Here is a 14,743-nt window from a genome sequence, read left to right as displayed (position 1 = left end):
AACTAACTAAAACCTAACACCTAAAACCTTGTAACTAATACCTATCCTCTTCATATTCCCGCCCATCCATTTTAAAACTTAAAATTTCGACATGAGAACAGCTATTCTATCGCTCACTCTTTCACTACTCACTGTATCACTCTCTGCCCAAACGACCACCCAATACGAAATCTCTTTCGAAAACGCGGTTCATCACGAAGCCGAGATTTCGGTAACTTATACCAATCTGGAGAATAAAGTACTGGAATTACGAATGAGCCGGACTTCTCCCGGGCGATACGCTCTCCATGAATTTGCCAAGAATGTGTATGGGGTAAAGGCCACCGACAGCAAGGGAAATGTGCTGGAAGTGACACGACCAAATCCGCATCAATGGAACATAAGCGGACACGATGGAACCGTGAAGTTTGAATACACTTTGTTTGCCAATCGGGGAGACGGAACCTATTCACAGGTTGATGAAACCCATGCCCACCTCAACATGCCGGCGACTTTCGCCTGGGCCAGGAATTACGAACACCGCCCGGTTGAAATTACTTTTGATGTGCGTGAAGATCTGAACTGGAAAGTGGCAACACAGCTAAAACCCCTCGAAGGAACGACTTATTACGCGCCCGACCTCTATTATTTCCTCGACAGTCCGGTAGAGATTGCAGACTTCCACGAGCGGCAGGAAGCCATTGACGGGCAGATGATTAAGATGGCTTTGCATGCTCCGGCCACGGATGAAGAAGTAGATGAATACTTTGGTAAAGTGATGGCCATCGTGAACGCACAGGTTAACGTATTCGGAGAGCTGCCTGAATTTGATTACGGTGAGTACGTATTTCTGAATTGCTTTATGCCCAATGCAAGCGGAGACGGAATGGAGCACCGGAATTCTACTATTGTGACCAACTCTAAACCCATAGACCGACCGCTTGGGAATACCAGCCTGGGGACGGTATCTCATGAATTTATTCATGTCTGGAATGTGGAGCGTATTCGTCCGGCCAGCCTGGAGCCGTTTAATTTTGAGGAAGCCAACATGAGTGGCGAGCTTTGGTTTGCCGAAGGTTTCACCAGCTATTACGACGACCTGATTTTGCAGAGGGCTGGAATTAACACCGCAGCAGAATATGCGGAAGCTTTGGATGGCGGGTTGAATTATGTGATCAATCGTCCCGGTCGGCAGTTTTTCTCTCCGATTGAAATGAGTTATCAGGCACCGTTTGTGGATGCTGCTACATCGGTTGATCCCCAGAATAAAACTAATACCTTCATTTCCTATTACACGTATGGAAGTGTGCTGGGGCTTGGGTTGGATCTTTCCCTCAGAAAAATGAATGGCGATAAGAATCTGGATGATCTCATGAAGCTGATGTGGCAGAAATTCGGCAAAACAGAAGTTCCATATACCAACCGGGATGTTCAGTCAACTTTAGCCGAGTATGCAGGAGAGGATTTTGCCAAAGAGTTTTTTGATAACTATATCTTTGACAGTCAGCTGCCGGATTATGAAAGCCTGTTGACTGACTTCGGAATCACATTGACCAAAGCTAATCCAGGAAAAGCGGTGCTCGGAACCGATATTGAAATTGAAGATGGAGTCGGGAAGCTGGGGTCTAATGCATTGATCGGCTCACCAATTTATAGAGCAGGTATTGAGTCGGAAGATGAAATCACTTCTATCGCCGGAACAGCTTTGAGTGAAGTGGAAAGTGTGGATGATATTCTTAACGAATACAACCCCGGAGATGAAATCGAGATTACTTTTACCCGTTGGGGAGAAGAGAAATCAGTTTCTGTGACTCTGGCCGAAGATTCGTCTCTTAAATCAGAGCTTAATCAAAAGGCGGGCAGAAATACCAAACAACGAAGGGATGCATGGCTTAAAAATTAATGCCAATTAAATCCTATCATGGTATTTCACTCCGAATGCTCTTATAATTAGCCGTCCTTTTCATGAGGAGATAGATTCTGCAAAGTTAATATGTAATGGATATTGAGTATATGAAGAGTTGTTTCTTAGTAAAGTTAGCTAAGTCATTTTTTTTAATTGCATTAGTAGTGGGATTATCGGCCTGCAAAAGCTCGGAATCGGTAAACAACAGTTCAGAAGTTGATCAGGATTCTGCCACAGAACAAAGCGTAGATAATGATTCCGGAATGACTAAAGCTGAAATGGAAGCCTTGTACTGGGCTCGCCGCGACAGTGCCAAAATGAATTTCACCAAAGCCGATGTAAAATTCATGACGGGAATGATTGCCCATCACGCTCAAGCCTTAATCATGTCGCGATTGGCACCCGAAAATAATGCCAGTCCTCAAATACAGACGCTGGCCGCGCGTATCATCAACGCTCAGAAAGATGAAATCCGGTCTATGCAAACCTGGCTCCGCGATCGCGATCAGCCGGTTCCTGAAGTGCACATCGAAGGATTGAAGCTGATGATTCACGGGCTTGGGGAAGATCACATGAAAATGGACCATACCAATATGGCTGGGATGTTATCGCCGGAGCAGCTCAAGGAACTCAGCGAAGCCACCGGCGATGAATTCGATCGCCTGTTTCTGAAATATATGATCGACCACCACAAAGGGGCGGTAACGATGGTTAGCAAATTATTTGGTACCGATGGTGCTGCTCAGGACGATGCCGCATTCCGTTTAGCATCAGACATTCAGGTAGATCAGCGAACGGAAATTGACCGCATGCAGCTGATGCTGGATCGGATGACTGCAGCTAATGACCAATAAAGAATATCACGTCAACAAAAACACAGTAAAGTAACTATGAAAAAATCGAACCTATTTCTGACTCTTTTGGTGTCGGTGCTGATTGGTGCCTATGGGTGTTCGTCTTCTTCTATGATGGACGATTCAAGCTCACCGTCTATGATGCCATCTATTGAACCCAAGCCTGTAACGGAAGCAAACCCACCAAGTCCCGACCCGCGGGTAGGACTGAAAGCAGGTTTATTTGATGCCGAAGAAGCCAGCTGGAATCTGAATATGTTGTCCCAAACACCTCCGCCTGAAGATTTTGTGGGTGTAACGAACTCTGACCTGGCCTTTAAAGGTAACTATGCTTTTCAGGGGAATTATAATGGCGTGATTGTATGGGACGTTTCCAACCCGCGATCTCCGGAATTGGTGGTTGATTACCTGTGTCCTGCTTCACAGAGTGACGTTTCCGTTTATGGAAACCTTCTTTTTGTATCTGGTGAAGGATTAGGCGGCCGACTTGATTGTGGCACCGAAGGTGTTCAGGAAACCGTAAGTGAAGAACGACTTCGCGGAATCCGGATTTTTGACATTTCTGATGTTAAAGAGCCCAAATACGTGTCCAACGTTCAGACTTGTCGCGGATCGCACACGCACTCCGTATTGAAAGACCCTGAAGACGACGATAACGTTTATATTTATGTGTCAGGTTCTGCACCGGTACGTCCGAATGAAGAACTGCCGGGATGTTCAGCCGCCATGCCTGATGATGATCCAAATTCAGCATTATTCAGGATTGAAGTAATCAAAGTTCCTCTTGATAATCCGGAAGAAGCAGCGATTGTAAATTCTCCCCGAATTTTCGAAAACCTGACAGCTGCACCAACACACGGCATGGCTCCGGCCGACAAAGCGGCACTTGAAAAAGCAAAAGCCGAAGGTGCTTTCACTGCGGAAATTTTTGGACAGGAACGTGTGATTCCTGGTCGGTATGTAAGAATGATTTTGTCGAATATTGCCCAACAACGAGGCGGTGAAGGTGCCGAACCTACAGCGGCCGACAGTGCATATCTTCGTGAAAATATCCAGACGATGGTAGACCAGCAGTTTGGAGTTGGCGGAGATGAGGAAGACGATCGCGGACCAAACCAGTGTCACGACATCACCTTGTACCCCGAGATTGGTTTAGCCGGTGGTGCTTGTGAAGGCTACGGACTCTTACTGGATATTTCTGACCCTGTTAACCCTAAGCGGGTTGATGCAGTTGCCGACTCTAACTTCTCGTACTGGCACTCAGCTACCTTCAGTAACGATGGAAGTAAAGTATTGTTTACGGATGAGTGGGGCGGTGGCGGTCAGCCAAAATGCCGTGAAACGGATCCGTATGAGTGGGGAGCAAATGCTCTGTTCACCATCAACGAGAACAATAAGATGGAGTTCGAGAGTTACTATAAACTACCTGCACCACAAACAACGGAGGAAAACTGCGTAGCTCACAACGGATCTCTGATTCCGGTACCGGGACGTGAGATTATGGTGCAGTCGTGGTATCAGGGTGGTATTTCCGTGTTTGACTGGACAGATCCTTCCAACCCGGTTGAAATTGCCTTCCATGATCGTGGTCCGGTTGATTCTACCAGCATGGCGAACGGTGGAAGCTGGTCGGTATATTGGTATAACGGAATGATTATAAACTCTGAGATTGCCCGCGGACTGGATATTTTTGAACTGGAAGCCAACCCATTGCTTACTCAGAATGAAATCGACGCGGCTAATACCGTAACGCTTGATTACCTGAACGCTCAGGGACAGCCTATGTTTGAATGGCCTACAACCTATGCGTTAGCCAAAGCTTACGTAGATCAGCTTGACCGAGATGGAGAAATGAGTGCATCAGAAATTTCAGCACTCCGATCCGGCATTGCGAACGCAGAGAAGTCATCCGGCTCAGATAAATCAGCAATACTGGCTGAGTTAGCTGATGGAATTGACGGTTCAGCTACTTCAAAAGCAGGAAAACTGGCTGAAACACTTCGAGATTTGGCTTCTATGTAAATCCGGATCACAGATAAATATATTTAACCCCGGTTTAGCGAAAGCTGATCCGGGGTTTTTTGTTATTATGTTATGGTTGAAGTTTTACCAACAGGTCATTTCGCGGCGTATGCCCGAAATCTAAATGGTTTTTAGGGTCAATTTCTTTTTAGAAAAACCGGATCCCTGCGTTTGAGGAATGACAAAGAAAAATGAGCTACGAACAACAAACCCGGGGTATCAAAGTTGCACCTCTGCCCATCCATCCCCATATTCTGCAAATTTAAAAATCACTCAAGCCATGAAAAGACTTCTGACCTTCACCCTGCTGATTATTTTTTCCCTTCCTCTTACAGCCCAAAACTATCCGCATGTTCTGCCAATGAAAGAACGGGCCGCTGTCATCAATGACATGCTAAAAGATAAAGTCGAGAATTATCTGCCGGAGATGATGAGGGAGACCGACATCGACATGTGGATTGTGGTTTCGAGGGAGTATAATGAAGATCCGGTGATTGAAACCATGCTTCCGGCAACCTGGCTGGCTGCCCGGCGACGAACCATTTTGGTGATGCACGATTTGGGTCCCGGAAAAGGAGTAGAAACACTGGCGGTGGCCAGATATGATGTGGGAGAGGTCTTTAAGAAAGCATGGGATAAGGAGAAGGAGCCCAACCAATGGAAGCGGCTTAAAGAGATTATTGAGGAAAGAGACCCAGAGCGGATTGGAATCAATATTTCGGAAATCTGGGGACACGCAGATGGCATGGTGGTTACCGACTACGAGGAAATGAAACAAGCGATTGGCGAGAAATATACCGATCGATTGGTTTCGGCCGAGAAGCTGGCCGTACGATGGCTGGAAACCCGAACTGAGAAAGAAATGCAGGTGTATCCTCAGATAGTTAGAATTGCTCATGAAATTATTTCTGAAGGGTTTTCGGATGCAGTGATTCAACCCGGTATAACAACGACAGAGGATGTGGTTTGGTGGTACCGCGAAAAGATCAGGGATTTGAAGCTGATCACTTGGTTTCATCCCAGTGTATCCATCCAGCGGGCTGACCCTGAATCTTTTGATCACCTGAGAACCTTTGACAGCCGTCCCGGAGAAAACGTGATCATGCCGGGAGATTTGCTGCACGTAGATTTTGGGATTAAATACCTGAGGCTCAATACGGATACTCAGCAGCACGCTTATGTGCTTCGATCGGGAGAAACCAAAGTCCCGGATTATCTGGTCAAAGCTTTTGAAAATGGGAATCGCCTACAGGATATCTTCACCAATAATTTTAAGGAAGGGCGGACCGGTAACGAAGTGCTGAAAATGTCACGAGAGCAGGCTATTGAAGAAGGACTCAAACCGAGTATCTATACCCACCCCATTGGCTATCATGGCCATGCAGCTGGTACTACGCTTGGTATGTGGGATGCCCAGGGTGGCGTACCGGGTGACGGCGACTATCCGCTGCAATTGAATACAGCTTATTCCATTGAGTTGAATGTAGCAACTTACATCGAGGAGTGGGGTAAAGAAATCCGCATTATGCTGGAAGAAGATGCCTTTTTCGATGAATCGGGAGTATGGTACATTGACGGCCGCCAACGGGAAATTATGATGATTCCAAGAGTCCCGGCAAAACAGTAAGCGGAGAACTCAGGACTCAGTAAAGCAGATTCTGTTTCCTGTGTTCTGAATCCTGAGTACTATTCTTTCTTGCCTTTCTAACGCTCATCCGCTACCATTTAAAAAAAGCTGAAGCATCATGGAATTCAATACCTTAGAAGATAAAATTCTACATGCCCGATCTCTCGGAAATCCACCGGAGGATTTGCAGGATGATTTCTTTAGCCTGTTGAAACAGGGAATAGGAAGCGACAAAACGTACCTTACTTACAGGGATGCCGGTCAGAATCGTACAGAAATCTCTTACCGGAAATTCTATGAGCATGTTCTAAATACGGCAAGGTTTTATCAAGCCAAAGGACTTCAGCCGGGAGATAAAATCGCGACCATTTCCCATAATCACTGGCATACGGTGGTTCAGTACTTTGCAGCCTGGTTTTGTGGGTTGGTGGTAGTGCCGGTAAACCTCGGAGAAGATGATAACCGGATTTCATATATCCTGGATAATGCCGAAGTGAAACTGGCTCTGGTCCGGGATGAATATGCAGAACGTATTCAGTCTGTAATCGATGAAGACAAACAACTTGGCGATATAGAAGTCGTGATTTGTGATGACTCAGTTGATTCTTTCTCAGTGAGAGAAGGGGAGCTAAGCGAAGCAAAGGCAGATGTCGAATCTGAAGCCTTAATTGTATTCACATCAGGAACCACCGGAAATCCCAAAGGTGTTGTTTTAACTCAGCGTAATTTGCTTGAGGATGCCCGAACTATAAGTCAATGGCATAACATTGATGGGCAAACAAAAATGATGTGTGTGCTGCCTATTCATCATGTAAATGGTACGGTGGTAACCATGATAACGCCGTTTTTTGTGGGTGGATCCACTGTGTTGAATCAGAAGTTCAGTGCGGGATATTTTTTCAAAGCCATTGAGGAAGAGCAAGTTCATATTGTGAGTGTGGTACCCACTTTGCTGCAGTACCTTACCAATTACTATGAAGGAAAAGAGGCTCCTGATACCAAACAATTCCGCCATATTATTTGCGGGGCAGGACCATTGACGGTAAAGGTAGCTCAAAGCTTTGAGGAGAAATTCGGAATCCCCATCATACATGGATACGGATTATCCGAAACCACTTGTTACTCATGCTTTATTCCTGCTGAACAATCAGAAATTGAGCATAACAAGTGGATGCGTGATTTTGGCTATCCAAGTATAGGCATTCCGGTTCCGGCCAACGAAATGGATATTCAGGATGAAAACGGAAACTCTGTTCCTGAAGGCGAGCGAGGTGAGATCGTGATTCGCGGGGTAAATGTGATGAAAGGGTACTTCAACAACCGGGAGGCCAATGAGTCGGCCTTTAAGAACGGCTGGTTTCGAAGTGGTGACGAAGGCTTCATTAAAAAAGACGATGAGGGCAATCCTTACTTTTTCATCACCGGCCGATTAAAAGAACTCATTATTCGTGGTGGTATTAACCTGGCTCCGCTTGAGATTGATGAAGTAATTAATAAAGCTCCGGGGGTAAAAGCCGGCATTGCCGTGGGCTTCGAAAACGACTGGTATGGAGAAGAAGTTGGAGCATATGTTCAGCTCAAAGAAGGTGTCGAAAAGGATGAACAAGCTATTTTAGACTTCTGCCAACAACATCTGCCCTTCTCGAAAACACCAAAAGTAGTGGTATTCGGAGAAGAACTTCCGGTAACCTCCACCGGAAAATACCAGCGATTGAAAGTGGCGCATTTGTTTGAGGAATGGAAAGAGGAGCAGTTCAGGAAATAAGGATAGAACGTAAAACCTGTTGGTTTTTCATTTAGCGTGATTGCAAAGATATTAGGCCCGTTTTCGGTTAAACGCATTCATAATATACTCCTTCATGGTGCATAAAGGTGCTGTCTTTTCTGTTCAGGTCCAGCGGGTCTCCTTTAAAATTAGTAGCACGGAAGCCAAGTTCATGAAAAATGCAGGCGGAAGCAGCAAAGTCCCACAGACTTCCTCCGCCCACTTCCTTTTTAGGGTGTTTTATCATATTAGCGGGAGCATGTTGTAGTACCTTAATAGCGTTCAGAACAGAGCCGCCGCCCTGTTGTACCCGTAAGCCTGTCAAATTCAGTTTGCCCACTTTATGATGAAGATGTTTCATCAGCTCATCCGGCCGGGGAGTCTTAGTTAACGGCTTGTCGGAGATATGGGTGAGGTAATCATTTGGTTCGGGAAGTTTCCAGCGCTTATCATTCTCAAAGACCCCATGCCCTTTTGCAGCATGATAGAGATTTTCAGTGCTGGGGTCGTATATGACACCAATCACGGGTGTTCCTTCCCGGGAGACGAGAGCTATAGAGACGGAGAAATCAGGTATGTTACGACTCAAGGCCAGGGTGCCATCGATAGGATCCACGCACCAGAAATAATCTTTTTCGAACCGGCTGCCATCATCTTCGGTTTCTTCCGTAAGCAAGGCCAGGTCATACACTTCACAAGTGGGGAGTAAATGAGAAAGAATCTCATCTTCACATTCCTTATCCACTTTGGTAACGACTTGAGAAGCATAATTACTGCCCCCATCCGGCTTTGCCTTCACATCAATGGGGGTATTCATATAAGATTTGATGATACGTCCGGCAGCCAATGCTGCTTCTGTGGCTGTTTCTTTAAGAGGTAACAGGTTCATCCAAAAGGGCTTTTATCACTTCGTTGGTTACTCGTTCGCTATAGCTGTTGATTTTCCAGTGCCCCGGACTCCACCCCTTCAAAAAGCGATGGAAGTCTGCCCAGGCTACCCGATACAGGGATCGCCATTCCTTTTCCAGGGCATGGTTAGGCTCACCCAGTGACTGCTGCAAATAGGAGAAATAAGTGTCCAGAATTTTTTCCTCGAGAGCTTCACACTCATCCTCATCCAGGCAGCTTCCGATAAAATAGGCCAGATCTTTCATCCCACAGCCTCCGCCCACATACTGAAAGTCGACAGCTGCAACCTCGCTTTGCTCTGAAAAACAAAAATTGGCCAGTTTTGCATCTCCGTGGATAAAGGTTTTAAATTTGCAGGTCTTCAGTTTTTCGTCTATTAATGGTGCTGCCTTTTTCAGGCGTTCATCCTTTAGTGCTTCCAGCTCCTGAGGGCGGGTTTTCAAATGCCAGTAAGTCCCCTGATCCCATAAGCCTTTAGGTATCTCACCCAGAAAGCTGCCATGAAAATCCGCCAGCCATTTTAAAATAGGAGTGATTTCTTGCCAGCTTACAGAACTTTTTCGGAGCGGGTAACCGGAAGCATTCAGGTCTTCAAGAACCATGAGTACCTCATCGTCCAGATGTTCAATGGTAAGGCAGCGGGGAAGCCGGGCTTTGGATTGATGGCTGTACTGTTCATACCAGTTGGTTTCCACTTCGTATGATTTGAGCTTGCGCTGATGGCCGATATCGGTGTTCCAGCCCCGGGGATGGCCTTGGGCTTTCTCTGCCTGAACGTGTTTGACAACCACGCTGGAAAATGAGGCCCCTTCCAGATATACGCGAAGGATCTTGCCGTAGCCACTCCATAGTTCCTGTATGACTTCCTGATCACATATGGAGGTGGCACCGGTACACTCTAAGATGACAGCCTTAAACATTTCATTCATAGAACGGAAAGATAGCAAAGATTTAGCTGTGGATTGAAGGGGAGATAGGTCAATCCCGCGGCCGGTTAATCACTGCCAGGGTACACCTCGATGTACATACCAGCTTATCACGCTCATCCCTGAGTTCACATTCCCATACCTGAATCTTCCGCCCAACATTTACCGGCTGTGCAGTACCGGTTACTTTGCCTCCCATTTTCACAGATCGAATATGATTTGCATTTATCTCAACCCCAACAACCGTTTTTTGTATGTCATCAAGATTAAACCAGCCGCCTACTGAACACAAAGTCTCGGCCAATGCTACTGAAGCTCCGCCATGCAATACTCCGAAAGGCTGAACTGAATTCTCATCAACGGGCATGGTTGCCACTATTTTATTTTTGGCCACATGCTGAAACTCAATCCCCAAAGCATCACCCATATGTTTATGGGAGTAGTTGAAGTAGATTTTAGCTTTCTCTTTTAATTCCTCTTCGATGAACATAGAGTTGAATTTGATTAACAGTGTTAAGTTATTAAAATAGTAAGTGGAACCGCTTTCAAATGAACAGTGAAAGTGTATATTAGAAAATACACGCAAACATGATAGGAAAATAATATGAAATACGAACCTACCACGATTTTGTCTGTCGTCTCTGAGGGAATTGAAAAGAATAAAACAGGGATTTATTCAGCTGTGAAGCGGGATGGGGAATGGATTGAAACAAGTATTGATGATTTTAACCAGATGGTGCACGATCTGGCCATGGGTTTGTATGAGCTGGGTGTTCGCAAAGGAGATAAGGTTTCGTTGCATGCGGAAAACAGTACCGAGTGGCTGGTGATTGATCAGGCTATTCTATCTTTGGGAGCAATTGTGGTACCTATCTATACCACCCAGCCCGGCGAGCAGATCAAATACATCCTGGAGAATTCCGAGGCGAAAGTTCATTTTGTATCGAACGACGAGGTGTTTGCAGAAACCAAGCCGCTGATTAAGGGTGTCGAAAGCGTGAAGGCGATCATCTCCATCCTCGGTTCAAACCATAACAAGCTCAAGACTTTTGAAGATATCCTGGAAATGGGTCATAAGAAGGGGGAAGAAGACCCGAATCTGTTTGATAAGCTACGCAGCGATGTGCAACCCGATGATCTTGCCACGCTGATTTATACATCAGGGACCACAGGTGTTCCCAAAGGAGTGATGCTGACCCATAACAACATAGCCGGAAATGCCCTGGCTTCACACGAGATCTTTCCTTTCAACCCCGCAGAACACGATGAACCCAAAGTGCTTTCCTATCTTCCTTTAGCTCATATGTTTGAACGAACGGCTTCTTATATATTTGCCTACGTAGGTGTGCCTCCTTATTACATTGATCAGGTGGAAGATATTCGGGAAGATTTTCAGGCTATAAAGCCGATCTACATGGTTACTGTGCCACGGCTTTTGGAAAAGATTGTCACAGGAATAAAAGTAAAGGGACAGGAGTTCAGCGGACTGAAGAAACAGCTGTATTACTGGGCGGTTAATTTAGCGGAAGAGTATGATCCGGAAGATCCACCGGCTTCCTGGAAGTGGAAGATTGCGGATAAGCTGGTGTATGCTAAAATCCGGGAGATGTTTGGTGGTAACCTGGTTGGCCTGAATGTAGGCGGTGCTGCACTTTCACCCAATATTGCCCGCTTTATGAATGGAATCGGAATTTACTGCGGACTCGGTTATGGGTTAACCGAAACTTCCCCGGTACTAACCGGCCCGCCGGTAGGTGAACTCAGAATTGGTTCCTCCGGGAAGCCCCTGGTAGACGTGGAAATTAAAATTGCCGAAGATGGTGAGATTTTGGCGAAAGGCCCGAATATCATGAAAGGCTATTACAAAATGCCGGAAAAAACGGATGAAGCTATCGATGAAGATGGTTGGTTTCACACCGGGGATATTGGCCACCTGGATGAGGATGGTTGGTTATTTGTGACTGATCGGAAGAAGTCCCTTTTCAAACTTTCGACGGGTAAGTATGTAGCTCCTCAACCCATAGAAAATGCACTGGTTAATAGTGGGTTCATTGAACAAGCTGTGGTTGTGGGAAGTGAGCATAAATTTTGTGGTGCTCTGATCGTCCCGAACTGGGAAAACATGAAAAAGCGATTTAAGTCAAAGGGATACGATTTTCCTGAAGAGAATCTCACAGAGAATAAATATGTCATCAACCGAATTCAGAAGGAAATTGATAAGGTGAACGAGGAGCTTTCTAAATGGGAGCAAGTGAAGAAGTTCAAGTTGCTGAAAGATCAGTTCACGATTGATGACGGCGAGATCACACCTACACTTAAAATTAAAAGAAATGTGATCAACAAAAAATATAAAGAGCAAATTGACAGTATTTACGCAGAAGAAGAGGAAGAATCTTAGGATCTAAATTTATGAGCAATAGAAAATATTCAATCAGGAAAGTAGCTGTATTAGGGTCAGGAGTGATGGGAAGTCAGATTGCTGCACATTGCGTAAATGCCGGGCTGGATGTGATTTTACTGGATCTGAAAAGTGATGACCCGAACCGCCCTGACAAAGCCGCAGAAGAGAGCTTGAAAAAAGCATCCAAAATGAAGCCTGCTCCATTCGGAAAGCCGGAATTTGCGAACCGGATTGAAGTTGGAAACTTCGAAGATGATTTCGACAAGCTGAAAGAAGCCGACTGGATTTGTGAAGTTATCATCGAAAAGATGGACATCAAGAAAGACATGATGTCTCGCATAGAAAAGATTCGCAAGCCGGAAACCATTGTCAGTTCCAACACCTCCGGGCTACCAATAAGTGAGATTTCTGAAGATTGCAGCGATGAATTCAAAGCTCATTTCCTTGGCACTCATTTCTTTAATCCTCCCCGGTATATGAAGCTGCTGGAGGTCATTCCAACTTCAACGACTTCAGGTGATGTCACCGAATTCATGCATCGCTTTTGTGAGAAGACACTCGGCAAAGGCGTGGTAATTTGCAAAGACACACCAAATTTCATTGCCAACCGGATTGGGATTTTCTCCATTGCCAACATCATGCCTTACTTCTTTGACGGCGATTTCCGTGCCGAAGAAATTGACGTACTGACAGGGACCCTTACCGGTTATTCCAAAGCGGCTACTTTCAGAACAGCAGACATGGCAGGGCTTGATGTAACCAATCATGTGGCTAAAAACCTGTATCCGTCTATTCCCCGCGATGAAATGAGGGAAACCTTTAACCTGCCCGAAGAGTTTTCAACGATGGTGGATGAAGGGATGATCGGAAACAAAGCGGGAAAAGGGTTTTACACTAAGAAGGATGGGGAATATTTGGTTCTCAATTCAAAGACGTTTGAGTATGAGTCGCAGCAAAATCTGGAAGATCCGGTTTTGGATGAAGCCGGAAAAATTAAAGACACAGCTGAAAGACTAAAGTTCTTGGTGTTCTCCGGGGAGAAAATCGGCGACTTCCTCTGGAATGTGCATCGGGATTTACTGCTTTATGCTGCCAATAGAATTCCTGAAATAACCGACTCACCACTTTCTATCGACCGTGCCATGCAATGGGGTTTTAACTGGGAGATGGGCCCTTTTGAGCGATGGGATGCCTTAGGACTTGAAGATATGGTAGAGCGGCTTGAGAAGGAAGGGGCTGACATCCCTGATTTAATCAGTGAAATGCTGGATGCCGGAATTTCATCTTTTTATGAGGATGGGAAAGTATATGATCCTCAATCCAAGTCTATGGTAGATATCCCGCCTGAGGCTGAAGGGGAAATTAAAATTCATCAACTCCGCAAAAAGAAGGCTCCTGTTATGGAGAACGACAGTGTTTCCCTCCATGACATGGGAGACGGAGTTGCCTTATTTGAGTTTCATACACCAAATTCAACGCTGGGAAGTGAGTTAGTGCAATCCCTTTATAAGTCGCTGAATTTGATCAAAGACCAATTTGATGCGTTGGTCATTAGTCATGATGCCAATAACTTCGCTTTTGGAGCCAACCTGAAAGAAGCACTTGTTGCCAAACAAAACAACGATTGGGACAGTGTGGTAGAAGCTGTTGAAAACTTCCAGAAAACTGCGGTAGCCTTACGATATGCACCATTTCCGGTAGTAGCTGCTCCGTTCGGAAAGACGTTGGGCGGCGGTGTGGAATTTTGCCTGTATTCAGATAAAGTGGTGGCTCATCATGAATTGTATATGGGCCTGGTGGAAGTTGGTGTTGGGTTGATTCCGGCCGGAGGTGGAACTACAGAGTTGCTTCGTAGAGCTATGGCCAAACTGGAAGGAGATGCAGATCCGCTGCCGTTTATACGCGAAGTGTTTAAGACTATCGGGATGGCAAAAGTTTCAGAAAGCGCTCACTTGGCACGAGAACTTGGTTTCATGAGGACTTCCGATACAATTGTGATGAATAGGGATTTATTAATAAAAACCGCCAAAGATGAAGCGCTGAATTTGGCGCAGGCAGGTTATCAGCCGCCGTCCGATTCACCCATTAAAGTAATGGGGAAAACGGCTCTCGCCGCTATGAAGCTGATGTTACATGTAATGCATGAAGGGAAGTACATCACTGATTATGATAAAGTTGTAGCCGAACGGGTTGCCGCTGTGTTAGCGGGTGGAGATTTAAGTGAAGCCCAGGAGGTTCCGGAGTCCTACTTACTGAAAATGGAAAGGGAAGCCATCCTTGAATGTCTGCAAGACGAGCGAACCCTGGACCGAATGGAGCACATGCTGAAGAAGGGAAAACCGCTTAGAAATTAA

10 protein-coding genes are annotated in these 14,743 nt (G+C 45.7%); 7 read left to right on the top strand and 3 right to left on the bottom strand.

Going from position 1 to position 14,743, the window contains the following annotated elements:
- Positions 1-91: 91 nt before the first annotated feature.
- From ABFW99_RS04425 to ABFW99_RS04405, 5 genes are all read left to right on the top strand, one after another.
- Positions 92-1,882 carry a M61 family metallopeptidase gene (locus tag ABFW99_RS04425; RefSeq protein WP_349353226.1) on the top strand — a complete coding sequence of 597 codons (1,791 nt, stop codon included), beginning with the start codon at positions 92-94 and terminating at the stop codon, positions 1,880-1,882.
- 110 nt (positions 1,883-1,992) lie between these two features.
- Complete coding sequence (locus ABFW99_RS04420; RefSeq protein ID WP_349353227.1) at positions 1,993-2,739, top strand: DUF305 domain-containing protein; 747 nt, start codon at positions 1,993-1,995, stop codon at positions 2,737-2,739.
- Between the two features lie 36 nt (positions 2,740-2,775).
- Positions 2,776-4,761 (top strand): LVIVD repeat-containing protein, encoded by a 1,986-nt coding sequence (locus tag ABFW99_RS04415; RefSeq protein WP_349353228.1) that lies wholly within the window; start codon positions 2,776-2,778, stop codon positions 4,759-4,761.
- A gap of 280 nt (positions 4,762-5,041) precedes the next feature.
- Positions 5,042-6,388, top strand: coding sequence for a M24 family metallopeptidase (locus ABFW99_RS04410; protein ID WP_349353229.1), 1,347 nt, complete (start codon positions 5,042-5,044; stop codon positions 6,386-6,388).
- A 118-nt stretch (positions 6,389-6,506) separates the two neighbouring features.
- Entirely contained in the window at positions 6,507-8,153 is a 1,647-nt protein-coding gene (locus tag ABFW99_RS04405; protein ID WP_349353230.1) for a class I adenylate-forming enzyme family protein, read from the top strand.
- Positions 8,154-8,220: 67 nt separating this feature from the next.
- On the opposite strand, the gene ABFW99_RS04400 is transcribed toward ABFW99_RS04405, so the two are convergent.
- Genes ABFW99_RS04400 through ABFW99_RS04390 form a run of 3 tightly spaced genes read right to left on the bottom strand, consistent with a single transcriptional unit; the run spans position 8,221 to position 10,478 of the window.
- Positions 8,221-9,042: an inositol monophosphatase family protein gene (locus ABFW99_RS04400; protein WP_349353231.1), complete on the bottom strand. Its 822-nt coding sequence runs from the start codon at positions 9,040-9,042 to the stop codon at positions 8,221-8,223.
- Positions 9,023-9,991, bottom strand: a complete 969-nt coding sequence (locus tag ABFW99_RS04395; protein WP_349353332.1) for an oxidoreductase family protein — start codon at positions 9,989-9,991, stop codon at positions 9,023-9,025. The genes ABFW99_RS04400 and ABFW99_RS04395 overlap by 20 nt, the downstream gene beginning before the upstream one ends.
- Before the next feature lie 49 nt (positions 9,992-10,040).
- The gene (locus ABFW99_RS04390; RefSeq protein ID WP_349353232.1) at positions 10,041-10,478 is read right to left on the bottom strand and encodes a hotdog fold thioesterase; all 438 of its coding nucleotides are present in this window, start codon (positions 10,476-10,478) and stop codon (positions 10,041-10,043) included.
- 114 nt (positions 10,479-10,592) lie between these two features.
- Between ABFW99_RS04390 and ABFW99_RS04385 the strand changes: the two genes are divergently transcribed.
- Positions 10,593-12,386, top strand: a complete 1,794-nt coding sequence (locus tag ABFW99_RS04385; protein WP_349353233.1) for an AMP-dependent synthetase/ligase — start codon at positions 10,593-10,595, stop codon at positions 12,384-12,386.
- 11 nt (positions 12,387-12,397) lie between these two features.
- A complete protein-coding gene (locus ABFW99_RS04380; protein ID WP_349353234.1) occupies positions 12,398-14,743 on the top strand; it encodes a 3-hydroxyacyl-CoA dehydrogenase/enoyl-CoA hydratase family protein in 2,346 nt (781 codons plus the stop codon).

Source organism: Gracilimonas sp. BCB1 (assembly GCF_040117685.2).
In the GTDB taxonomy this organism is placed as follows: Bacteria; Bacteroidota; Rhodothermia; order Balneolales; family Balneolaceae; genus Gracilimonas.
This window is presented reverse-complemented; position numbering and strand designations above follow the sequence as displayed.